19 protein-coding genes and 1 pseudogene are annotated in these 22,897 nt (G+C 62.6%); 7 read left to right on the top strand and 13 right to left on the bottom strand.

Annotated features, from left to right (window positions below; translation table 11 throughout):
* Nucleotides 1–103: 103 nt before the first annotated feature.
* Nucleotides 104–1,102, bottom strand: a complete 999-nt coding sequence (gene nagZ / locus ACM62G_RS02390) for a beta-N-acetylhexosaminidase (protein ID WP_193394224.1) — start codon at nucleotides 1,100–1,102, stop codon at nucleotides 104–106.
* 166 nt (nucleotides 1,103–1,268) lie between these two features.
* Nucleotides 1,269–1,976 (bottom strand): transcriptional regulator PsrA, encoded by a 708-nt coding sequence (psrA, locus tag ACM62G_RS02395; protein WP_054057091.1) that lies wholly within the window; start codon nucleotides 1,974–1,976, stop codon nucleotides 1,269–1,271.
* Nucleotides 1,977–2,227: 251 nt separating this feature from the next.
* Between psrA and lexA the strand changes: the two genes are divergently transcribed.
* Nucleotides 2,228–2,836: a transcriptional repressor LexA gene (gene lexA / locus ACM62G_RS02400; protein ID WP_026145583.1), complete on the top strand. Its 609-nt coding sequence runs from the start codon at nucleotides 2,228–2,230 to the stop codon at nucleotides 2,834–2,836.
* Between the two features lie 10 nt (nucleotides 2,837–2,846).
* Nucleotides 2,847–3,311 carry an SOS-induced cell division inhibitor SulA gene (gene sulA, locus ACM62G_RS02405; protein WP_419736627.1) on the top strand — a complete coding sequence of 155 codons (465 nt, stop codon included), beginning with the start codon at nucleotides 2,847–2,849 and terminating at the stop codon, nucleotides 3,309–3,311.
* A 144-nt stretch (nucleotides 3,312–3,455) separates the two neighbouring features.
* Here the strand turns inward: sulA and ACM62G_RS02410 are convergent, their stop codons facing one another.
* The 7 genes from ACM62G_RS02410 to ACM62G_RS02440 form a co-directional block, all read right to left on the bottom strand.
* Nucleotides 3,456–3,692 (bottom strand): hypothetical protein, encoded by a 237-nt coding sequence (locus ACM62G_RS02410; protein ID WP_054057089.1) that lies wholly within the window; start codon nucleotides 3,690–3,692, stop codon nucleotides 3,456–3,458.
* A gap of 185 nt (nucleotides 3,693–3,877) precedes the next feature.
* Complete coding sequence (locus tag ACM62G_RS02415) at nucleotides 3,878–4,399, bottom strand: DUF6586 family protein (protein WP_054063880.1); 522 nt, start codon at nucleotides 4,397–4,399, stop codon at nucleotides 3,878–3,880.
* 182 nt (nucleotides 4,400–4,581) lie between these two features.
* Nucleotides 4,582–7,203, bottom strand: a complete 2,622-nt coding sequence (gene topA / locus ACM62G_RS02420) for a type I DNA topoisomerase (RefSeq protein WP_054057087.1) — start codon at nucleotides 7,201–7,203, stop codon at nucleotides 4,582–4,584.
* Nucleotides 7,204–7,318: 115 nt separating this feature from the next.
* Nucleotides 7,319–7,555 (bottom strand): DUF1653 domain-containing protein, encoded by a 237-nt coding sequence (locus tag ACM62G_RS02425; protein WP_054057086.1) that lies wholly within the window; start codon nucleotides 7,553–7,555, stop codon nucleotides 7,319–7,321.
* Between the two features lie 86 nt (nucleotides 7,556–7,641).
* Nucleotides 7,642–8,817 carry an acetyl-CoA C-acyltransferase FadA gene (fadA, locus tag ACM62G_RS02430; protein ID WP_054057085.1) on the bottom strand — a complete coding sequence of 392 codons (1,176 nt, stop codon included), beginning with the start codon at nucleotides 8,815–8,817 and terminating at the stop codon, nucleotides 7,642–7,644.
* 29 nt (nucleotides 8,818–8,846) lie between these two features.
* The gene (gene fadB / locus ACM62G_RS02435; RefSeq protein ID WP_054057084.1) at nucleotides 8,847–10,994 is read right to left on the bottom strand and encodes a fatty acid oxidation complex subunit alpha FadB; all 2,148 of its coding nucleotides are present in this window, start codon (nucleotides 10,992–10,994) and stop codon (nucleotides 8,847–8,849) included.
* Nucleotides 10,995–11,450: 456 nt separating this feature from the next.
* The gene (locus tag ACM62G_RS02440) at nucleotides 11,451–11,888 is read right to left on the bottom strand and encodes a hypothetical protein (RefSeq protein WP_416772505.1); all 438 of its coding nucleotides are present in this window, start codon (nucleotides 11,886–11,888) and stop codon (nucleotides 11,451–11,453) included.
* 107 nt (nucleotides 11,889–11,995) lie between these two features.
* Here ACM62G_RS02440 and ACM62G_RS02445 point away from each other — a divergent pair, with 107 nt between their 5' ends.
* On the top strand, nucleotides 11,996–12,436 hold the full coding sequence (locus tag ACM62G_RS02445; protein WP_054057082.1) for a universal stress protein: 441 nt from the start codon (nucleotides 11,996–11,998) through the stop codon (nucleotides 12,434–12,436).
* 214 nt (nucleotides 12,437–12,650) lie between these two features.
* Here ACM62G_RS02445 and ACM62G_RS02450 read toward each other — a convergent pair whose 3' ends face one another.
* Nucleotides 12,651–14,570 (bottom strand): ATP-binding cassette domain-containing protein, encoded by a 1,920-nt coding sequence (locus ACM62G_RS02450; RefSeq protein ID WP_054057081.1) that lies wholly within the window; start codon nucleotides 14,568–14,570, stop codon nucleotides 12,651–12,653.
* Nucleotides 14,571–14,799: 229 nt separating this feature from the next.
* Here ACM62G_RS02450 and ACM62G_RS02455 point away from each other — a divergent pair.
* Nucleotides 14,800–16,727, top strand: a pseudogene (locus tag ACM62G_RS02455) (transglycosylase SLT domain-containing protein).
* 82 nt (nucleotides 16,728–16,809) lie between these two features.
* On the opposite strand, the gene ACM62G_RS02460 reads toward ACM62G_RS02455, so the two are convergent.
* Together ACM62G_RS02460 and ACM62G_RS02465 are read right to left on the bottom strand one after the other, a co-directional pair.
* Nucleotides 16,810–17,616, bottom strand: coding sequence for an MOSC domain-containing protein (locus ACM62G_RS02460; RefSeq protein WP_419736628.1), 807 nt, complete (start codon nucleotides 17,614–17,616; stop codon nucleotides 16,810–16,812).
* Nucleotides 17,617–17,727: 111 nt separating this feature from the next.
* The gene (locus ACM62G_RS02465) at nucleotides 17,728–18,663 is read right to left on the bottom strand and encodes a chemotaxis protein CheV (protein ID WP_054057078.1); all 936 of its coding nucleotides are present in this window, start codon (nucleotides 18,661–18,663) and stop codon (nucleotides 17,728–17,730) included.
* A 574-nt stretch (nucleotides 18,664–19,237) separates the two neighbouring features.
* On the opposite strand from ACM62G_RS02465, the gene ACM62G_RS02470 reads away from it, so the two are divergent.
* From ACM62G_RS02470 to ACM62G_RS02480, 3 genes are all read left to right on the top strand, one after another.
* On the top strand, nucleotides 19,238–19,702 hold the full coding sequence (locus tag ACM62G_RS02470; protein ID WP_419736629.1) for a hypothetical protein: 465 nt from the start codon (nucleotides 19,238–19,240) through the stop codon (nucleotides 19,700–19,702).
* Between the two features lie 459 nt (nucleotides 19,703–20,161).
* Entirely contained in the window at nucleotides 20,162–21,052 is an 891-nt protein-coding gene (locus tag ACM62G_RS02475; RefSeq protein WP_273824099.1) for a sensor histidine kinase, read from the top strand.
* Nucleotides 21,049–21,708 (top strand): response regulator, encoded by a 660-nt coding sequence (locus tag ACM62G_RS02480; RefSeq protein ID WP_054057075.1) that lies wholly within the window; start codon nucleotides 21,049–21,051, stop codon nucleotides 21,706–21,708. Before ACM62G_RS02475 ends, ACM62G_RS02480 begins: the two co-directional genes overlap by 4 nt.
* Here the strand turns inward: ACM62G_RS02480 and yegS are convergent.
* A complete protein-coding gene (yegS, locus tag ACM62G_RS02485; RefSeq protein WP_273824100.1) occupies nucleotides 21,692–22,585 on the bottom strand; it encodes a lipid kinase YegS in 894 nt (297 codons plus the stop codon). The two genes, ACM62G_RS02480 and yegS, sit on opposite strands and share 17 nt — an antisense overlap.
* Between the last annotated feature and the right edge of the window lie 312 nt (nucleotides 22,586–22,897).

Consider the following 22,897-nt stretch of genomic DNA (forward strand, 5'->3'; position numbering starts at 1 on the left):
AGCCCGGCTCCTACAGATTCGTGCCCTACACCTATCCGATGTACGACACATACCCTGTAGGAGCCGGGCTTGCCCGCGAATGGGCCCTCGACTATGACGCCACTCAATCGATGAGCTGAGCCTCGCGCAGCGCCCCAAGCGCCTCCAGCCACCGCGGCTCCTGGCGATAATCGGTCCGCGCAAACCCCTGCCCACGCATCCGCGCAATCCGCGACGATGGCGTCACCTTCAGACGCTGCGCCGCGCTCAGGGCCAGCTCCGCCGCCGCCCGGTCATTGCACACCAGCCCCATGTCGCAGCCAGCCGACAAGGCCGCCTCGATACGGCTCGCCGCGTCCCCCACCACATGGGCACCGGCCATGGACAGGTCGTCACTGAAAATCACCCCGTCGAACTTCAGCTCACCGCGCAGAATCTCCTGCAACCAGCGCCGCGAGAAACCGGCGGGTTGCGCATCGACCTGTGGATAGATCACATGGGCCGGCATCACCGCGGCCAGTTGCTGGCCCAGGCGGGCGAAAGGCACCAGGTCACGGGCGCGAATGGTCTCCAGGCTGCGCTCGTCGACCGGAATCGCCACATGGGAATCCGCCTCGGCCCAACCGTGCCCGGGGAAATGCTTGCCGGTCGCCGCCATGCCGGCTGCCTTCATCCCGCGAATGAACGCCCCGGCGAGTTGGGCCGCACGCTCGGGATCGCCCTCGAAGGAGCGGCTGCCGACCACAGCACTGCGCTGATGATCCAGGTCGAGCACCGGGGCAAAACTCAGATCGAGCCCAACCGCCAGCACCTCCGTCGCCATCAGCCAGCCACAGTGCTCGGCCAGGCGCTCGGCATTCGGGTTATCGGCAATCGCCCGCATCGCCGGCAGGCGCACGAAGCCCTGGCGCAAACGCTGCACCCGCCCACCCTCCTGGTCGACGGCGAGCAGCAGGTCCGGGCGAATCGCGCGGATCGCCGTGCTCAGCTCACGAACCTGGCGCGGGCTCTCGATGTTGCGCGCGAAAATGATCAGCCCGCCCACTTGCGGCTGGCGCAACAACTGGCGATCTTCGGCCGTCAGCCAGGTGCCGGCGATATCGACCATCAGGGAGCCTTGCAGGGCAGTACTCATAGGAAATCCTTGTGAAGAAAAGCCAGGCGCGTGAACGCCCTGCCGCGGAGGGCATCCGGCAGATGAACGGGAAAAAGGAAAAGAGGGGGAGGAAAGGAATCGCGCATGGGCGGCAAGCTTAGCCGATCAAGGCCAGCGCGCCCACCCGAATGCGTCAGGCCTTGACGACAGGTGCCGCCGACTTGCTGCGTGGACGCAATTGTGCCGCAGCCATGGCCTCGTCGGTCACGCCGCTGTCGGCACGCATGCCGGCCGCCAGAAAGGGCACCATCAGGCGCATCACCGTCTCGATCGAGGTATTGACGCCGAAGTCGGTCTCGGCGATCGCCCGCAACGCCTTGATCCCGGACATGCTGAAGGCGGCCGCACCGAGCATGAAGTGCACGCGCCAGAACAGCTCGATCGGTGGAATACGAGGGGCCGCTTCATTGACCAGCAGCATGTAGCGGCGAAACACCTTGCCGTACATGTCTTCCAGGTAACGTCGCAGGTGCCCCTGGCTCTGGCTGAAGGCCAGGCCCAGCAGGCGCATGAAGATCGACAGGTCGTTACCGCTGCGCGGCTGAACCACCAGGGCCTGTTCAACGAGGATTTCCAGCAGTTCTTCCAGGGTCGGCTTGACCTCCGGCTTGGCCTGGCGGCGCTCCAGCTCGCGATCGAGGCTGACACAGAACGGCCCGAGGAAACGCGAGAAGACCGCCTGGATCAGGGCCTTTTTCGAGCCGAAATGGTAGTTCACCGCCGCCAGGTTGACCCCTGCCTTGCTGGTGATCAATCGCAACGAGGTCTCGGCGAAACCTTTTTCCGCGAACAATTGCTCGGCAGCATCGAGAATGCGTTCAACGGTTTCCGACTGGGCCATGGCTACTCCGCCTGACAAACACTTGTTTGAAACATACGTTTCAGCCCACGGAATGTCAAGTCTGCCGGTCCATTTCCGGCCAGTCAGTCAGGTATTAAATCATAGAACCGGCCACCTGTAGCAGCACGCTCACGATGGCAGCCGACACCCTCCCCGACAACCGTCCGGCGGCCACCGTGAAAAGGAGGATTGCCAAGCGCATCCCACTGTATATAATTCCAGTCACTGTATAAAAAGACAGAGCCATCAAAATGCTAAAACTGACGCCCCGCCAAGCTGAGATTCTGGCTTTTATCAAACGCTGCCTGGATGACAACGGCTATCCGCCCACCCGTGCGGAAATCGCCCAGGAACTGGGCTTCAAGTCGCCGAACGCGGCCGAGGAGCACCTCAAGGCCCTGGCCCGCAAGGGCGCGATCGAAATGACGCCGGGCGCCTCACGGGGCATTCGCATTCCCGGCTTCGAAGCCAAGGTCGACGAATCCACCCTGCCGATCATCGGTCGCGTCGCCGCCGGTGCGCCCATCCTCGCCGAGCAGCATGTCGAGGAATCCTGCAACATCAACCCGACCTTCTTCCACCCCCGGGCCGACTACCTGCTGCGCGTTCACGGCATGAGCATGAAGGACGTCGGCATCTTCGACGGCGATCTGCTAGCCGTACACACCTGCCGCGAGGCCCGCAACGGCCAGATCGTGGTGGCGCGCATCGGCGAGGAAGTCACCGTCAAGCGCTTCAAGCGCGAAGGCAGCAAGGTCTGGCTGCTGGCGGAAAACCCAGAATTCGCCCCTATCGAAGTCAACCTGAAAGAGCAGGACTTCGTCATCGAAGGTTTGAGCGTCGGCGTCATTCGCCGCTGAAGGAGGCGTCATGCAATTCCAGACTCCACAACACGCCCAGCTGCCCCTGTTCGAAGCGTTCATGATGCAGCCGCTGGCCCCCGTCCTGAAGGACGCGGTCGAAACACCCTGGAGCACCGAGCCCGAGGCCTTCAGCGAATTATCGCTGCGCGGTGGGAATTGCCTGAGCCTGCTGGCTCCTATCCTGCGCGAACTGAGCCAGGACCAGGATGCCCGCTGGCTCACCCTGATCGCCCCGCCCGCCAGTGTCACCCAGGCCTGGCTGCGGGAAGCCGGGCTGAACCGCGAGCGGATTCTGCTGCTGCAGCCCGGCAGCGCACAGAACGCCCAGCAACTGGCTTGCGAAGCCTTGCGCCTGGGGCGCAGCCACACCGTGGTGAGTTGGTTGAACCCGCTGAACAGCAGCGCTCGTCAGCAACTGATCAACGCCGCGCGCAAGGGCGACGCACAGAGCCTGAATATTCGCCTGGGTTGAAGTGGACTTGAAGCGGGGCCAGGGACAGCCAGGAAAGCCAGGCAGGCTCTTTGTACCTACCCACGAGGCTTCTCCAGGGCAGAGAAGCCGATCAGGACCAACGACTCGTTACCGATAGGTGCCCGAGCCAGGCATGAGCGCTACTCAGTGAAGAACCCGCGGGCCGTCGTCTTCTTTCTCGAGTTCGCCTTCCACCAGACGCCCCGCCATCTGCACGCCAACACTCAGCATGGCCTTGGCCACTTCGACATGCTGGCCCTGCAGGAAAGCCTTGGCGTCTTCGGAGAAGTTCAGAGTGACCAGAGAACCTTCGTCCTCGGCGCGGCGCAGCTCGATACGGCCGTCCGGCAGCTCGACAATTTCTAGAAAGGACGTAGGCATAAAAGTCTGTTCTCCACGAAAGGCTGGTGGCCTGTAGGGTCAATTCGGATGGATGCACGCGAATTCAGCCAATAGGCCACTAATATCATACCAGTCATTCATGGCAACTCGCTCAAGATCTCAACAGCTTTCGTTACCGCCTGATGAACAACTGACAGACGGAACCTACATCCTGAGCGTGCGAATCAGCACTCGCTCAGCCCGTCACGGAATCGAATCGCCAGGGCCTTGAGGTTCTGCCGCCAGCTTTCCAGCTCCTCGCGTCCCAACTCCGGCGCGGCCTCCTCGTCCAGACTGACCGCCTCGATCAACGGCTGCAACACGTCACCCTTGGGCTTTCTTGGCGCCTGGGGCGGCAGGTAGAGCGCAGAGTGGGCAGCGATCAGTCGTGCCAGCCAGCTTTGCGGGCTGTGGGCCAGCTCCACCAGCTCGGCCATTTCCGGAATGGCGATGGATTCCAGCACCTCCCGGGTCAGCAACAGCTCGGCGCGCGGGGCACTGGCCTGGGGCAGGCGGTAGAAGCCGGCGATCTCATGGCACAGCCCGAGCAAGGCGCCGTAGAGATGGAATACCGCGGCTTCGCGCTCGGCCTGGGTCAGCGCCAGCGCGTTCATCGCCCGGCTCTCCTCGGCCTTGCCCAGGGCTTCCAGAGCGAGGCCGGCGTAGAAGATCTTCTGGTTGGTACGGGTATAGAGTTCGTTGGCCATGATGGCGCACTCCCAAAAAGAGATCACACAGGCCCTTCCGGCAGGAGCCGGGCTTGCCCGCGAATGCGCCTTCAAGGACGCCAGAAGCTTCGCGGGCAAGCCCGGCTCCTACAAGGGAGGGAGCACCGGGTTTTGCATCAGACCCGGCCCTGCGCGGGCCAGGGCCTCAACCGACAACCGGGTCAGGCGCCCTGACGCTTGTCTTCCACCTTCCACTTGCCACTGTCGTAGAACGCCTTCCAGCCGGTCGGCTTGCCGTCGACCTCGCTCTGCACGTACTGCTCCTTGGTCTTGCGGCTGTAGCGGATGACCGCCGGACGACCGTCCGGGTCCTTCTGCGGCGCTTCGCAGAGGAAGTGGTACTTCGGATCGATCTCAGCCTTGTGCGGGACGATCTCGAGCACCAGCGGCGCACGGGTCTCGCGGTTTTTCGGGAACTGGCTCGCCGCCAGGAACAGGCCCGAGGCACCGTCACGCAGGATGTAGGTATCGTCGACCTTCTCGCACTTGAGCTCCGGCATCTTCACCGGGTCCATCTTCGGCGGCGCCGCATCGCCGCTTCTGAGCAGCTTGCGGGTGTTCTTGCAGGTCGGGTTGGTGCAACCGAAGAACTTGCCGAAACGGCCGGTCTTGAGCTGCATCTCGCTACCGCACTTGTCGCACTCCAGGCTCGGCCCTTCGTAGCCCTTGATCCGGTAGTTGCCCTCCTCGATCTCGTAGCCGGCGCAATCCGGGTTGTTGCCACAAATGTGCAGCTTGCGCTTCTCGTCCAGCAGGTAGGCATCCATCGCCGTGCTGCAGATCGGGCAGCGATGCTTGCCGCGCAGCACCAGGGACTCCGACTCGCCCTCGTCGTCCGCGGCGATCTCGTCACCCGGGACCAGGTTCACGGTGGCCTTGCAACGCTCTTTCGGCGGGAGACTGTAGCCCGAGCAACCGAGGAACACGCCGGTCGAGGCGGTACGGATCTGCATTGGCCGACCGCAGGTCTGGCATGGGATATCGGTCATCACCGGCTGGTTGGCGCGCATGCCGTTTTCCGCGCCCTCGGCCACTTCGAGCTTCTTCTTGAAGTCGCCGTAGAACTCGTCGAGCACGTTTTTCCAGTCGCGCTCGCCCTGGGCCACGTCATCGAGGTTCTCCTCCATGTCCGCGGTGAAACCGTAGTCCATCAGGTTCGCAAAGCTTTCGGCCAGGCGCTCGGTGACGATGTCGCCCATCTTCTCGGAATAGAAGCGACGGTTGTGCAGCGCCACGTAGCCTCGATCCTGGATGGTGGAAATGATCGCCGCATAGGTCGAAGGACGACCGATGCCGCGCTTTTCCATTTCCTTGACCAGGCTGGCCTCGGAATAACGCGCCGGCGGCTTGGTGAAGTGCTGGCTCGGATCGAGCTGGATCAGCTTCAGCACCTCGCCCTGGGCCATGTCCGGCAGGACGTCGTCGTCGCCCGGCTTGCTCAATTGTGGCAGGACCCGGGTGTAGCCGTCGAACTTGAGGATACGGCCCTTGGCACGCAGCTCGAAGTCGCCGGCGGCGACGCTGACGGTGGTCGACAGGTACTGCGCCGGCAGCATCTGACAGGCCACGAACTGGCGCCAGATCAGCTCGTACAGGCGCTCGGCGTCACGCTCCATGCCCGACAGCTTGCTCGGATCGGTATTGACGTCGGAAGGACGGATCGCCTCGTGCGCCTCCTGGGCGCCTTCCTTGCTGCTGTAGACGTTGGGGGCGGACGGCAGGTATTTCGCGCCGAATTCGCTCTCGATATAGGTCCGCGCCATCGCCACGGCGTCGGCCGAGAGATTGGTCGAGTCGGTACGCATATAGGTGATGTAGCCGGCTTCGTAGAGACGCTGGGCCATCATCATGGTCTTCTTCACCCCGAAGCCCAGGCGGTTGCTCGCCGCCTGCTGCAGGGTGGACGTAATGAACGGTGCCGACGGCTTGCTGCTGGTCGGCTTGTCCTCGCGCTTGGCGATTGTGTAGGCCGACGCCTTGAGCTTCTCCAGCGCCGCCATGGCCTGGGCTTCGTTCAGCGGCTTGAAGGCCTCGCCGTTCTCGCGAGCCACTTCGAAGCGCACCTTGGCACCCTTGCCCGTGCCGAGGTCGGCATGCACTTCCCAGTACTCTTCGGGGATGAACGCACGGATCTCGCGCTCGCGCTCGACCACCAGCTTCACCGCCACCGATTGCACACGGCCGGCGGACAGGCCACGGGCGATCTTCGCCCACAGCAGCGGCGAGACCATGTAGCCAACCACGCGGTCGAGGAAGCGTCGCGCCTGCTGGGCGTTGACGCGGTCGATATCCAGCTCGCCCGGCGCCGAGAAGGCCTCCTGGATCGCCTTCTTGGTGATTTCGTTGAACACCACGCGCTTGTAGCGGCTGTCATCACCACCGATGGCTTCGCGCAGGTGCCAGGCAATGGCTTCCCCCTCGCGGTCCAAGTCGGTTGCGAGATAGATGGTGTCGGCATCCTTGGCGAGGCGGCGCAGTTCCTCGATCACCTTCTCCTTGCCGGGAAGTATCTCGTAGCGGGCCTTCCAGCCGTGGTCCGGGTCGACGCCCATGCGCGCCACCAGTTGCTTGCGCGCCTTCTCTTTCGCCGAGAGCGCAGGTGCCTCGCCGGCAGCGGCCTTGCCGCGCTTGGCGGCAGGCTCCTTGACGGCACTGGCCGAACCGCTGGTGGGCAGGTCTCGGATATGGCCGATACTCGACTTCACCACGTACTGGGTTCCCAGATACTTGTTGATGGTCTTGGCCTTAGCCGGGGATTCCACAATGACCAGCGATTTGCCCATGGATCGGAAAATTCCTGAATGCTAGAAGTGAGAGCGCAGCCCGCGCCTGGCGCGGCACCGCTATATATAGTGGCAACAAGGTGAGGTCAAGCACAGGGTGCTGCGCGACCAGCCCTCAAGCCCTGGAAAAAATACTCGGCTCGGCCTGCACCAAAGCAAAGCGTGGTACCCGTTCGCCGTCAACCTCGACCGACTCCAGGAACATGCTCAAGGGGCGTACCCAGAAACCGTATTCGCCATACAGCGCCTGGTAGAACACCACTTCCTCCTCGGTCTCGGAATGCCGTGCCACACTGAAAACGCGGTACTGCGGTCCCTTGTAGTGCTGATAGAGCCCGGGTTGCAAAGTCATGTATCGGCCCTCTTACAAAATAAAATAAAAAAAATCGGAAAAACAAAAACCGGGGCACCAGGCCCCGGTTTCCGTCATCGAAACGCTTAGACGCGTTCGAAGACGGTGGCAATGCCCTGGCCGAGGCCGATGCACATGGTGGACACCCCGAAAGTCCCGCCGTTCTGTTTCATCACGTTCAGCAGGGTGCCGGAAATCCGTGCACCGGAGCAACCGAACGGGTGACCCAGGGCGATGGCACCGCCGTGCAGGTTAACCTTCTCGTCCATCTTGTCGAGCACTTTCAGGTCCTTCAGCACTGGCAGGGCCTGTGCGGCGAAGGCTTCGTTGAGCTCGATGAAGTCGATGTCGGTGATCGACAGACCGGCACGCTTGAGCGCCTTCTGGGTCGCCGGCACCGGACCATAACCCATGATCGCCGGATCGACACCGGCCACCGCCATCGAACGGATCACCGCCAGCGGCTGGATACCGAGGTCCTGGGCGCGCTGCGCCGACATCACGATCATGCACGAGGCACCATCGGTGATCTGCGACGACGTACCCGCGGTTACGGTACCGCCCTTGGGGTTGAACGCCGGCTTCAACGCCGCCAGGCTTTCCAGGTTGGTTTCCGGGCGAATGGTCTCGTCGTAGTCGAAGACCTTCAGGAAGCCGGCCTCGTCATAACCCTGCATCGGGATGATCTCGTCCTTGAACTTGCCTTCCACGGTCGCCTTGTGGGCGAGCTGGTGGGAGCGCACGCCAAAGGCGTCCTGTGCTTCACGGGTGATGCCGTGCATCTTGCCGAGCATCTCGGCGGTCAGGCCCATCATGCCCGAGGCTTTCGCCGCGTACAGCGACAGGTGCGGGTTCGGGTCGACACCGTGCATCATGCCGACATGGCCCATATGCTCGACGCCGCCAACGACGAAAACGTCACCATTGCCGGTCATGATCGCCTGGGCGGCGGTGTGCAGCGCGCTCATCGACGAACCACACAGGCGGCTGACGGTCTGGCCGGCCGCGGTGTGCGGGATCTGGGTCATCAGCGAGGCCATGCGCGCGATGTTCCAGCCCTGCTCCAGGGTCTGGTTGACGCAGCCCCAGATCACATCCTCGACCTCGTTCGGGTCAACCTTGGTGTTGCGCTCCAGCAGCTTGCTGATCAGGTGCGCGGACATGTCCTCGGCACGGGTGTTGCGGTGCATGCCGCCCTTGGAGCGGCCCATCGGAGTACGACCGAAGTCGACAATCACGACGTCTCTAGGATTCAAGCTCATATAGTTCACTCTCGCTCTAGTGTGGGCGCTTAACCGAAGAACCGCTGGCCGTTCCTGGCCATTTCACGCAGCTTCGCGGTCGGGTGGTACAGCGCGCCCAGATCGGCGTACTGGTCAGCCAGGGCAACGAACTCGGCCACACCGATCGAGTCGATGTAGCGCAGCGCACCGCCACGGAAGGGAGGGAAACCGATGCCGTAGACCAGGCCCATGTCAGCCTCGGCGGCGGTGGCGACGATACCGTCCTCCAGGCAGCGCACGGTTTCCAGGCACAGCGGGATCATCATCCAGTTGATGATGTCCTCGTCGGTCACTTCACGCTGCTCGTAAACGATCGGCTTGAGCACTTCCAGCACCGACGGGTCGGCGACCTTCTTCTGCTTGCCGCGCTTGTCGGTCTCGTAGGCGTAGAAGCCCTTGCCGTTCTTCTGACCCAGGCGCTTGGCGTCGTACAGTGCGTCGACAGCCGAACGACGATCGTCCTTCATGCGATCCGGGAAGCCCTCGGCCATGACGTCGCGACCGTGGTGACCGGTATCGATACCGACCACGTCCATCAGGTACGCCGGGCCCATCGGCCAGCCGAACTTCTCCATGATCTTGTCGATACGGACGAAGTCCACGCCGGCGCTGACCAGCTTGGCGAAACCGCCGAAGTACGGGAACAGGATACGGTTGACCAGAAAGCCCGGGCAGTCGTTGACCACGATCGGGTTTTTGCCCATTTTCTTGGCATAGGCCACGGTGGTGGCGATCGCCTGTTCGCTGGACTTCTCGCCACGGATCACTTCCACCAGCGGCATCATGTGCACCGGGTTGAAGAAGTGCATGCCGACGAAGTTTTCCGGACGCTTGAGGGCCTTGGCCAGCAGACTGATGGAGATGGTCGAGGTGTTGGACGCCAGTACGGCATCCTCCTTGACCTGGGCTTCCACTTCAGCCAGCACCGCCTGCTTGACCTTCGGGTTCTCGACGACCGCTTCGACCACCAGGTCGACGTGGCCGAAGTCACCGTAGGACAGGGTCGGACGGATGCCATTGAGCACCTCGGCCATCTTCGCCGCGGTCATGCGGCCTTTCTCGACACGGCTGACCAGCAGCTTGGCAGCTTCGGCCAGGCCCTGCTCGATACCGTGCTCGTTGATGTCCTTCATCAGGATCGGCGTGCCCTTGGACGCCGACTGGTAGGCGATACCGCCCCCCATGATGCCGGCGCCGAGTACGGCGGCCTGCTTCACGTCCTGGGCGATTTCGTCGTAGGCCTTGGCCTTCTTCTTCAGTTCCTGGTCGTTGAGGAACAGGCCGATCAGGCTTTCGGCCGCCGAGGTCTTGGCCAGTTTCACGAAGCCCGCGGCTTCGATTTCCAGGGCCTTGTCGCGACCGAAGTTGGCGGCCTTCTGGATGGTCTTGATCGCCTCGACCGGTGCCGGGTAGTTCGGGCCAGCCTGGCCAGCGACAAAGCCCTTGGCGGTTTCGAAGGCCATCATCTGCTCGATGGCGTTGAGCTTGAGCTTGTCCAGCTTCGGCTGGCGCTTGGCCTTGTAGTCGATCTCGCCGGAAATGGCGCGCTTGACCAGGTCCAGGGCGGCCTGCTGCAGTTGCTCAGGCGCCACCACGGCATCGACGGCGCCGACTTTCAGGGCGTCTTCGGCACGGTTTTCCTTGCCGGCGGCGATCCACTCGATGGCATTGTCCACACCGATCAGGCGTGGCAGGCGCACGGTACCGCCAAAGCCCGGGTAGATGCCCAGCTTGACTTCCGGCAGACCGATCTTGGCGCTGCCGGACATGACCCGCAGGTCCGCGGCCAGGCACATTTCCAGACCGCCGCCCAGGGCGATGCCGTTGATCGCGGCCACGGTCGGAACGGCCAGGTCTTCGAAATCGCTGAAGATCCTGTTGGCTTCGAGGTTACCGGCCACGAGCTCGGCATCGGGCAACTTGAAGTTGTCGACGAATTCGGTGATGTCGGCGCCGACGATGAACACGTCCTTGCCGCTGCTGACGATCACACCCTTGACCGAGGCATCGGCCTTGATGGTGTCCACCGCCTGACGCAGTTCGTTCAGGGTGAGACGGTTGAACTTGTTGACGGACTCACCCTTGAGATCGAACTTGAGTTCGACGATGCCACTTTCAAGAGCCTTAACCGTGATGGCTTTACCTTCGTAAATCATCAACTGATCTCCACGATATGGAAGCTGAACAGTACACGTCGGTCGCTAACTTCCGGCCCGCATTGACGTCACCGTCACTGCCACGCCCAGCCGCCAGGCACACCCGCCGACGCGATAGTCGGGATTCTGTAAGAGCCGTCTGTCAGACAAACGCTCAATTCATACGCCCGTTTGATTTGGGTGTGGACACCTTCACGGAATTCGCGGCAATTGTCAATTGCCGAAAACACCCCGAAAAATACGACTTTCCGGTCACTTTCCAGGCGGCCAGGTGCCGCCGCAGCCGGTCTGATGAAGCTTCATTCATGAAATCAATAACAGGCGAAGCGACCAGATCAGGCATAAAACCAGGAACGGGCCTACCAGACTCCAAGAAAGAGCCTAGTGGAAAATATGGACACTTTTTATGAAGGGAAGGTGCCAGAGCGGTTGGGCCGATGAACTGCCCCCTGTCGGTCAGGCCAGCGCCTTGAGCACGGTGGCGATATCCTGGAGCACCTGCGCATCACCACGCTCGCCCCAGCAGAGCGCGATCATCTGTGTATCCGCCTCGACCTTGTAGACATTGGCCGGCAACGTCCGCAAATGCGCCAGCAGAGCCTCGTCCGTGAGCACTTCCCGCCACCGGTTGAGCCAGACTCCCGGCTCGCCCTGCCAGTAACACCAGCATTGCGGCGCCTTGCCGCGTCGCGGCCGATGGTATTGCGCACACGGGCTCGGCGGCTGCGGGGACAGCCAGTGCGGCCACTCCTGAGGCGCCAGCTGCATGCCCAGGCCGATACGGCGCGCTTCCATGCGCAGGGCCATCCGATCGCTCTGGCGGCGCGACGGACGCAACCATGCCAGAGGACTGAGAACCACCGCCAGGATTGACACCACTATCCAGACCGTCATATCTCTACTCCCCGAAGATTATTCATGAGCGATTGATTCAGGGCAGAACCAATCAGCTTGAAACGAGCCATAATCAATACAATTGCGATCCTCAGGAGGTGCCTGCAATGCCCTACAACCACATTCTGGTTGCCGTCGACCTGACGGAAGAGTGCGACCCGGTCATTCATCGCGCACGTGAACTGTCGGTCAGCAACAACGCCAAGCTCTCGCTGGTCCATATCGTCGAGCCCATGGCCATGGCTTTTGGCGGCGACGTCCCGATGGACCTGTCTCAATTGCAGCAACAGCAGTTCGACCAGGCCAAGGAGCGCCTGGAGCGGCTGATCAACAAGTACCCCGAGATCTCGAAAGACACCTGCCATCTGACCTACGGCCAACCGCGCCAGGAAATCCATCACCTGGCCAAGGAGCAGCACTGCGACCTGGTGGTGGTCGGCAGCCACGGCCGCCACGGCCTGGCCCTGCTGCTCGGCTCCACAGCCAACGACGTGCTCCACGGCGCCCCCTGTGACGTCCTCGCCGTGCGCCTGCAGAACAAGGGCTGAACCCCGACACCCCTTTGACAGGCACCCAAACCCCGTGGGAGCGGACTTGCCCGCGAAGCAGGCAACACCGTGCAACTGATTCCCAGCGAAAGACCATTCGCGGGGAATCAGCCCCACAAGGGCGACGCCCGGCAAGCCACGGGGCAGAAACGGCTCCTGCAAAAAGCCCGGCCTCACCTGATGAAGCCGGGCTTTTTTATCCCCTCACGATCAATCAGGCATCCAGCTCGGCCCAGCGCTCGACCATCGCATCCAGTTCGGTCTGCAGCGTTTCCAGCCTGGCCAGCACGGCGGTCGTTTCGGCAACCGGGCGCTGATAGAACCCCGCCTCGGCCATCTCGGCCTGCACGGCGGCGATTTCCTGCTCCTTGGCATCGATCTCGCCCGGCAGAGCTTCCAGCTCGCGCTGCAGCTTGTAGCTGAGCTTCTTCTTCGCCGCTGGCGCTTCGACCACCGGCGCCACCTGCGCAGGGGGCGCCGTGACGATCGCCGACTCAAGCTCGGCCTTGCCGGACTTGCTCTCGGTCACGCCCAGCAAACGTGGCGAACCGCCCTGGCGCAGCCAGTCCTGATAGCCGCCGACGTACTCGCGAACCTTGCCCTCGCCTTCGAACACCAGGGTGCTGGTCACCACGTTGTCGAGGAAGGCCCGGTCGTGGCTGACCATCAGCACGGTGCCCTGGAAGGTCAACAGCACTTCTTCCAGCAGCTCGAGGGTTTCCACATCGAGGTCGTTGGTCGGCTCGTCGAGCACCAGCAGGTTGGCCGGCTTGCTGAACAGCTTGGCCAGCAGCAACCGCGCCCGCTCGCCACCGGACAGCGCCTTGACCGGCGTGCGCGCCCGCTGCGGGCTGAACAGGAAATCGCCGAGGTAACTGAGCACATGGCGGCTCTGGCCATCGATCTCGATGAAGTCACGACCTTCGGCGACGTTGTCGACCACGGTCTTTTCCAGGTCCAGCTGATGGCGCAACTGGTCGAAATAGGCCACCTCGATGCGGGTGCCCTCCTCGACCTTGCCGCTGGTCGGTACCAGACCGCCGAGCATCAGCTTCAGCAGCGTGGTCTTGCCGGTGCCGTTGGCCCCGAGCAGGCCGATACGGTCGCCACGCTGCAGGACCATGGAGAAATCCTTGACCAGGAACGGGCCGTCCGGATGGGCGAAGCTGATGTTGTCGAGCACCATCACCTGCTTGCCGGACTTCTCCGCGGCTTCCAGCTGGATGTTCGCCTTGCCGGTGCGCTCGCGCCGTTCGCTGCGCTCGACGCGCAGTGCCTTCAACGCACGGACGCGGCCTTCGTTACGGGTACGCCGGGCCTTGATGCCCTGGCGGATCCACACCTCTTCCTGGGCCAGGCGCTTGTCGAACAGCGCGTTGGCAGTCTCCTCGGCCGCCAGCATGGCTTCCTTGTGCACCAGGAAGCTGGCGTAGTCGCCGTTCCAGTCGATCAACCCGCCGCGGTCCAGTTCGAGAATACGGGTGGCCAGGCTCTGCAGGAAGGAACGGTCGTGGGTGATGAACAGCACCGCGCCCTGGAATTCCTTGAGGGCATCTTCCAGCCAGGCAATCGCGCCGATATCCAGGTGGTTGGTCGGCTCGTCGAGCAGCAGCAGGTCCGGCTCGGCCACCAGCGCCTGGGCCAGCAGCACGCGACGACGCCAGCCACCGGACAGCTCGGCCAGGGTCTTGTCGGCCGGCAACTGCAGACGGCTCAGGGTGCTTTCGACCAGGGTCTGCAGGCGCCAGCCATCGCGGGCCTCGAGGTCATGCTGGACACGCATCAGCTTGTCCAGGTCGGCATCGGTGACGATGTTCTGGCTCAGGTGATGATACTGCGCCAGCAACTCCCCTACGCCGTCCAGCCCCTGGGCGACGACGTCGAACACGGTGCGCTCGTCGGCCACCGGCAGTTCCTGCGGCAGTTCGCCGATCTTGAGCGCAGGCGCGCGCCAGACGGAGCCGTCGTCGGGCTTCTGGTCGCCCTTGACCAGCTTCAACATGCTGGACTTGCCTGTGCCGTTGCGGCCGATGATGCACACCCGCTCACCACGGGCGATCTGCCAGGACACCTTGTCCAACAACGGCATGGCGCCGAAAGCAAGGGACACATCGCTGAATTTGAGCAGGGTCATGAGCTTCTCCAAAAACCGGGCGCGCATTCTACCCGATGTTGAGCGGCGAGGCGGCCGCGATTTTCGCCAGCGGTCGAAGCCCGCGTCACCTGCCACATGACATTTGGTATCAAGTTGCGTACACAAGGCCGGCAAAACTTTCGCCCCCCGCCGGCAAAAGGCTAAGCTACCCGACAATCAGCACCGGCCTTGCGGCCTGTGCTTGTCCGTTTTTTTGCCCGGAAGTCTCATGCGCAGCCGTCTTTTCAACTTCTTATCGTGTCTGCTTCTTTCCACCTGCGCCGTCCAAGCTGCACAGGCCGTCGACCTCGCCCAGCAACGTCAACTCTACGATGACGCCAAGCGCGCCCTGGCCAAGGGCGATTCAGGCCCGTATTTCCAATACCGCAGCGCCCTGCAGAGCTACCCGCTGGAGCCCTACCTGGCCTACGACGAACTGACCGCGCGACTGAAGACCGCCAGCAACGCCGAGATCGAGCAGTTCCTCGCCGAGCACGGCGACCTGCCCCAGGCCAACTGGATGAAGCTGCGCTGGTTGCGCTGGCTGGCCGAACGTGGCGACTGGGCCCCTTCGTCAAGTACTACGACCCCAAGCTGAACTTCACCGAGCTGGACTGCCTCAACGGCCAGTACCAGCTCAGCCATAACTTGCGCGCCGAAGGCTTCGCCACCGCAGAAAAGCTCTGGCTGACCGGCAAGACCCAGCCCAGCGCCTGTGATGCCCTCTTCGACAGTTGGGCCGCGCAGGGCCAACTGACCGAACAGAAGCGCTGGCAACGCGTCAAGCTGGCCGCCGAGGCCCGCAACTACGGTCTGGCCACAGCTCTGGTGAAAGGCCTGAGCACCCTCGGCCCACAGGGCCGGCTGATGATCGAGGTGGCGCAGAAACCCGATCTGCTGAGCCAACCGGCGCGTTTCGTACCCGCGGACGAGGCGATGTCCGACGTGGTCGGTCTGGGTCTGCGCCGCCTGGCACGCCAGGATCCGGACAAGGCCATGGCGCTGCTCGACGGTTATGCCACGAGCATGCACTTCTCCCGTGACGAGAAAGTCTCCATCGCCCGCGAGATCGGCCTGACCCTGGCCCGCCGCTATGACGGCCGCGCCCTGGAAATCATGACCCAGTACGACCCGGAATTGCGCGACAACACCGTCACCGAATGGCGCCTGCGCCTGCTGCTGCGCCTGGGCCGCTGGGAAGAGGCCTACCAGTTGACCCGCCGCCTGCCGCAGGACCTGGCCAGCACCAACCGCTGGCGCTACTGGCAGGCCCGCAGCCTGGAACTGGCCCAGCCGCAGAACCCGCAGGCGCAGGTACTGCTCAAGAACGTCGCCCGCGAGCGTGACTTCTATGGCTTCCTCGCCGCCGATCGCTCGCAGACCCCTTACCAGTTGACCAACCGGCCACTGGTCCTCAGCCAGCAGCTGATCAACAAGGTCCGCAACACCCCGGGCGTGCGCCGTGCCCTGGAATTGCACGACCGCGGGCAGATCGTCGATGGCCGCCGCGAGTGGTACCACGCCAGCCGCCACCTCAGCCGCGACGAAATGGTCGCCCAGGCCAAGCTGGCCTACGACCTGAAGTGGTATTTCCCGGCGATCCGCACCATCAGCCAGGCGCAGTACTGGGATGACCTGGATATCCGTTTCCCCATGGCCCACCGCGACACCCTGGTCCGCGAGGCCAAGCTGCGCGGCCTGCATTCGAGCTGGGTGTTCGCGATCACCCGCCAGGAAAGCGCCTTCATGGATGATGCGCGCTCCAACGCCGGGGCTACCGGCCTGATGCAACTGATGCCCGGCACCGCCAAGGAAACCGCGCGCAAGTTCAGCATCCCGCTGGCTTCGCCGCAGCAGGTGCTGGATCCGGACAAGAACGTTCAATTGGGCGCGGCCTACCTGAGCCAGGTGCACGGCCAGTTCAACGGCAACCGCGTACTGGCCACCGCCGCCTACAACGCGGGCCCGGGGCGGGTAAGGCAGTGGCTCAAGGGGGCGAACCACCTGAGCTTCGATGTCTGGGTGGAGAGTATTCCGTTCGACGAGACCCGCCAGTACGTGCAGAACGTGCTGTCCTACGCGGTGATCTACGGTCAGAAACTCAATGCGCCGCAGCCGCTGGTGGATTGGCACGAGCGGTTCTTCGACGATCAGTGATCCGTGGAACTTGAGCAGGGCTTGCCCGCGAATGGGCCGGTAAGCCCGCCACGAAACCCGGGCTCCACCGAGACTCAGAGGCTCACTCGAGAATCGTCACCGGCATTCCCACTTCCAGCCGCCCCACCCCGTCATTGACCAGGTTCTGCCCGAAAAACACATTCCCGTCCTTCTCCCGGTAGGTCTTGAGGGTGGTCAATGGCTCGCGGTCGGCGCTGCGCTCGCCGGACTGCGGATCGATGGTGGTGAGGATGCAGCGCGAACACGGTTTGACCAGCCGAAACTCGATCTCGCCAATCCGGATCCGCTTCCACTGGTCCTCGGCAAACGCCTCGCTGCCCTCGATGACCAGATTCGGCCGAAACCGCAGCATCTCCAACGGGCGCCCGACCCGCCGGGACAGGTCCTCCAGCGACGCCTGTCCGATCAACAGCAAAGGAAAGCCATCGGCAAACGCCACACGGTCATCATCGCGACCATAACCGGCCTCGGTGCTGCGCGCCCGCTGCTGTGGCACATGGACCAGCCTTACCGGCTTGCCGATGAAGCCGCTCAACCAGGCCGCGGCTTCATCGCCGGCATCGGGCACCCGCAGGGTATCGTTCCAGATGGTCACGCCACGCAATTGCTCGTCGGCGGCCGGCAACGCCACCTCCAGCGGCGCATGCCCCGGCGCGCTCAAGGTCAGCCCGCCCGCGGCACTGCACAACGCCGACAACTGGCTCATGCCGGACACGGCACGCTGGGTCAGGAAGCGTCCGCTGGCCTCGTCCACGAGCATCCAGCGTCGATCCCCCGCCAGCCCCAACTCATCGAGCGAGGCATGAGACAAGTGTTCGCCCTTGGCAGACTTGAGTGGATAACGATACAGCGCGCTCAGACGCAACATGAGAACCGGCTCCGGGATAAAAGACCACGATATACGAGCCGTTCGCCCAATCAAAGGCAACGCAACGATAACAACGACCAGGGGCAGGCCTTGCACCTGCCCCAGGTTCGGTCAGGCGCCGGGATGATCCAGCAGCAGGCGCTGGCGAACCACGTCCACCAGCTTGTCCGGCTGGAACTTGGAGAGGAAGTTGTCGCAACCGACCTTCTTCACCATCGCTTCGTTGAAGCTGCCGGACAGCGAGGTGTGCAGCACCACATACAGGCCACGCAGGCGCGGGTCGTTGCGGATCTCGGTGGTGAGGCGGTAGCCGTCCATTTCCGGCATTTCCGCATCGGTGAACACCATCAGCAGTTTCTCGGTCATCACCGCGCCGGAATCGGCCCAGGTCTTGAGCATGTTCAGGGCCCTGAGGCCGTCACTGGCGATATGCAGCTTCACCCCCAACTGGCCCAGGGTGTCGCGCAACTGCGACAGGGCCACCTTGGAGTCGTCGACCAGCAGCACCTCGCGCCCACGGGCATGCTCCATGATCGGATCATCGAGTTTTTCCCGGGAAACCTTGGCGTTGTACGGCACGATTTCGGCAAGGACTTTTTCCACGTCGATGATTTCCACCAACTGGTCGTCGACCTTGCTGATGGCGGTCAGGTAATGCTGGCGCCCGGCACTGCCCGGCGGCGGCATGATCGCCTCCCAGTTCATGTTGACGATGCGGTCCACCCCACCGACCAGGAACGCCTGCACCGAACGGTTGTACTCGGTCACGATAATGGTACTGTCGGGGCCCGGCACCAGCGGACGCATGCCGATCGCCTGGGACAGGTCGATCACCGGCAGGGTCTGTCCACGCAGGTTGACCACCCCGCAGACAAAGGGATGGCGCTGGGGCATCAGGGTCAGTTTGGGCAGTTGCAGGACTTCCTGCACCTTGAACACGTTGATCGCGAACAACTGGCGACCGGCCAGGCGGAACATGAGAATCTCCAGACGATTCTCTCCCACCAGTTGCGTACGTTGGTCTACCGTGTCGAGAATGCCGGCCATCAATCACTCCTGGGGCGCTGATACAAAGAACTTCATTATGAGAGTTATCGGCCGCTTTCGCCGGACCTTGACCCTCATGCAAAATGTCACGCAAAACGTTTGATGTCACATTAACATCATGCTTTACTGAGTGCACTGTCCGGACTCGACACGTCTCGCGCGAGGCTACCACCGGATCGGCTTTTTGTTCCCCTGCCTAGGGGAATCCCCTAGCAACAATCAGGTGCAACCTGATATTCGCAATATCCAATAGCCATTAATGTGACGCCATTCTCATTACATGAATGGAGTCAGGCTTTTGCTTTCAATCGCGGGACGGTGGCCGGAAAACCAGGCAAAACGCCTCACAGCTCTGGTTAAGACGCTCTGGATCGGTCCTCTTGGGCGATCTTTGCACTCGCCGCGAGTGGGCCTGTCGAACATCGACCGCACCTGCCTGAGAATTCTTCGCAATCACTCTGCACCGAAACAATCGGCAGCAGACTGCCGCTCCGCCCTGTTGACTGACATCAACTTAATGCCGTTCGCCAAGCGCGACCTTCTATCGCCTGCCGATGTTTCATGGAGATAAAGCATGCTGAACGGTAAAGAATGGCAGGCCAAACTGCCGGAATTTCTGGTGGAAGCAGAGCAACTGCAAACAAAGATGCAGGAGTGCTGCCAGCATCTGGCGCTGATCCGCAACGACAGGGATGCCATCGACTGCCTGCTGGCCGCCCTGCACAAGCTGAGCGGCCGGGCCGACGTACTCGGCGTGCACTGCATGGCGAACTTTTCCCGGCATGTGCACGACGTGCTGAACCACGCGCCCGAACGGCTCAACCTGCACGACGACGCCTTGCAGGCCCTGCAGGGCTGCCTGACCCTGCTGGCGTGGCAACTGGAACTGATCGACCCACATACCGGCCAGTTAGGCCTGGACGACAGCGAACAGGCCGAACTGATTGCCGACCTGGCGGCACAGGTCGAAGTCTCGACAACCCTGCTTGCCGAGGCGAAAGACTTCACGCTGATCACCTTTCCCGGGCCTTCCGCCTGAACCGCAGAGCCCTGGTCAAGCCTCTCGCCAGGCCCGGGCACTCCCCCCCAAACAAAGCCAAGACCAACTAACGAACAACTTTCGGTGTTTTGAGCCGGGCGTTCTTATGCGCGCAAATAACAGCGCGATAAACTGCAGCGATTTCAAACATAAACCGATAGCCAAAGCGGCTGGCGAGTCATCTGGAACCGGCGTGCAGAAAGTTGACCAAGCGGACATATATCAATAGGGACGACCAACCTTAAACGAAGTGCTACTATGCTGCCCGCTTGCTTATGTACTTGATGGCAAAATGAATTCCGGGACAACGGCATAGGATCCAAAAGGTAATAGCACTTAGCCACAACCCCTATATCAAGTTGTACATTAATATTGAACCGTAACGTTTTTTCAAACGGAGTCCTGCCACTGGTTACGGCCGGACTCTTCGCCCCGGACACTTATTTGGCTCCACACGCTATGTACGCCAGACTCAAGTCACTAAAGCCTTGGCTCACCTCACGCAAGAATGCCCGCCGGCTGACCGTCGTGCTGTGCGTCGCCTCGGCCATCGCCAGCCTGGCGCTTTACCTCAATGGCTCGCCGCTGTCCCTGGGGTTGCTGCTGTTGAACCTCGCCATGCTGGCCAGTCTCTGGCTGCAGTATCGCGATTCGCGCACCTCGATCAATTTCCAACCCCAGGAGCTGGCCGACCGCCTGCTGCAGGTGCAGGAGAACGAACGCCATCGCCTGAGCCGCGAGTTGCACGATGACATCGGCCAACTGCTGACCGCCGCCAGGCTGCAGACCCAGTGGCTGCAAGGACGACTGCCGGAGCAATTGCGCAGCCACTGCGCGGATCTGAACAACACCCTGGACGAAACCCTGGCCAAGGTGCGGGATGTCTCGGCCATTCTCAACCCACGCCAGTTGACCAGCCTCGGACTGGAGGCCAGCCTGCGCGCGCACCTGCTCAAGACCCTGGGCAACACCAGCCTGCACTGGAGCCTGGAATGTCATCAGCAGTTGACCGGGCTGCCCGAGGAGATGGCCGTGACCGCCTTTCGCGTGACCCAGGAGGCTGTCACCAATGTGCTGCGCCACGCCAGGGCCGACAACCTGCTGGTACGCCTCAAACGTCTTCCCGAAGGCCTGTCGCTGTACATCGCCGATGACGGACAGGGTTTTTCCCCGGCCGCCAACCCCGCCGAACAGGGGCAACGTGGCATGGCCGGCATGCTCGAGCGTGCCGAACAACTGGGCGGCCGATTGACAGTCACCAGCGGACCCGGCAAAGGTACGCAAATCGAAGCCCTTCTTCCCTGGGCCCCCCGCGCCCTCGAACGAGCCAGTACGAATAAGGTTCTATGACCTGCAACTTACTTCTTGTGGATGACCACTCACTGATCAGGGCCGGGGTCCGCGCCCTGGTGCTGGAGATTCCCGGCTACGCCGTGATCGGCGAAGCCAGCGATGGCGCGCAGTTGCTCGAAGCCGTCGAACGCCTGAATCCGGATATCATCCTGCTCGACCTGTCGATGCGCGACACCGGCGGGCTCGATGCCCTGCGCCAATTGCAGGCGGTACGTCCGCAGAGCAAGGTGCTGATCCTGTCGATGCACACCGACCCACAACTGATCATGCAGGCCCTGGAAATCGGGGCCCACGGCTACCTGCTCAAGGACACCACCGCGACCGAACTGGCCCAGGCCCTGGAGGCCCTGCGCAACAACGAGCGCTACCTCAGCCCGGCGATCGCCCATACGGTGATCAACCAGGCCCTGACCCAGGCCCAGCGTCATTCACCGGTACCGGCCCAGAGCCACAACCTGACCGGGCGCCAGCTGGAAATCCTCAGGTTGATCGTACGCGGCAAGTCCACCCGGGAAATCGCCCAGGGCCTGGGCCTGAGCATCAAGACCGTGGAGACCCACCGCGCACAGATCATGAAGCGCCTGCAGATTTTCGACGTCGCCGGCCTGGTGCTGTTCGCGGTCCGCGAGCGGATCATCAGTCTCGACGACTGAGCAGCGGCGAATCCACCGGCAGGTGCACCCGCAATGCACCGGGACGGGCCTCGAAACGCAGACTGTCGCTCTCCAGGGGCTCACCGTCGAGGTTCAGGTACAGGCCCTCGGCGACCTTGATCTCGACCCAGGGCAGGCGTGCCCGGACGAACATGTTGTCCAGGCCCCAACCGTCGCTCATCAGCCGTCGCAAGGTACCGACCACCTCCTGGGGAGCCGGCAGGATGCTGATGTCGAGCAGGCCGTCATCGACCAGCGCCTGCGGACACAACACATGCCCGCCACCGGCCTGGCGGCCATTGCCGATACCCAGCGCCAGCAGCTCGCCACGCCAGTGGAAATCCGGCCCCTGCAGTTCGCCGTAGGCGGCATGCAGCTCACCGAAGCGCGACAGCCCGGTGAACAGATAGGCCGCGCCGCCCAGCACCTTCTTCAGGTCCTCGGAGGTATTGGCCGTCACCTGGCTGCCGAACCCACCGGTGGCCATATTCAGAAACAACTGTTCACCTACCGCGCCGAGATCGATCGGCCGCGCCGGTACATCCAGCAACTGCAAGGCCGCGGCCGGCTCCAGCGGCACGCCGGCGGCACGGGCGAAATCGTTGGCGGTGCCCAGCGGCATCAACACCAGGCTGGCCTCGGTCCCGGCCAGCGCCTCGGCGATATCGCGCAAGGTGCCATCACCGCCACCGGCAATCAGCTGCCGGTAGCCCATGTGCAGTGCCTCATGGACCAGGCGTTGGGCATCGCCCGCTTCCCAGGTCAACCGAACGGCCAGCTCCCAGCCTTCACGGCGCCGGGCCTCGACCGCTGCCCTGACTTCCTCGTTGAGAGCCTGCTTGCCGTGCAGAATCAGCAATGCCTTGCGCTCGCTCATCGGCGTTTTCTCCTGTGTCGATGGCCTTGACAAATGTGGACCGCAGACGGATGAAAACGACTTGCCGTGACGGGGATTTATTTCATCGCCGGCCCCCGCGTCGGCTCTAGACCGGCCTCGACCGTCAATACAGCGGCGTCGGAAATTTTTTTCAGTGACAGGGTGTCATTCAATTAGCGACCGACTGTTTCATGAGCTTTACTCAAGCCTATACCCTGTACACAGGAGGAAAAAATGTACACATGTGTGGGTGAATACGACTAGAGCAGTCAGACTTGTCCTTGATTGGATGACAGTCAGGACCGGTTGCAT

The organism is Pseudomonas sp. COR18, from assembly GCF_048568395.1.
In the GTDB taxonomy this organism is placed as follows: Bacteria; Pseudomonadota; Gammaproteobacteria; order Pseudomonadales; family Pseudomonadaceae; genus Aquipseudomonas; species Aquipseudomonas fuscovaginae_B.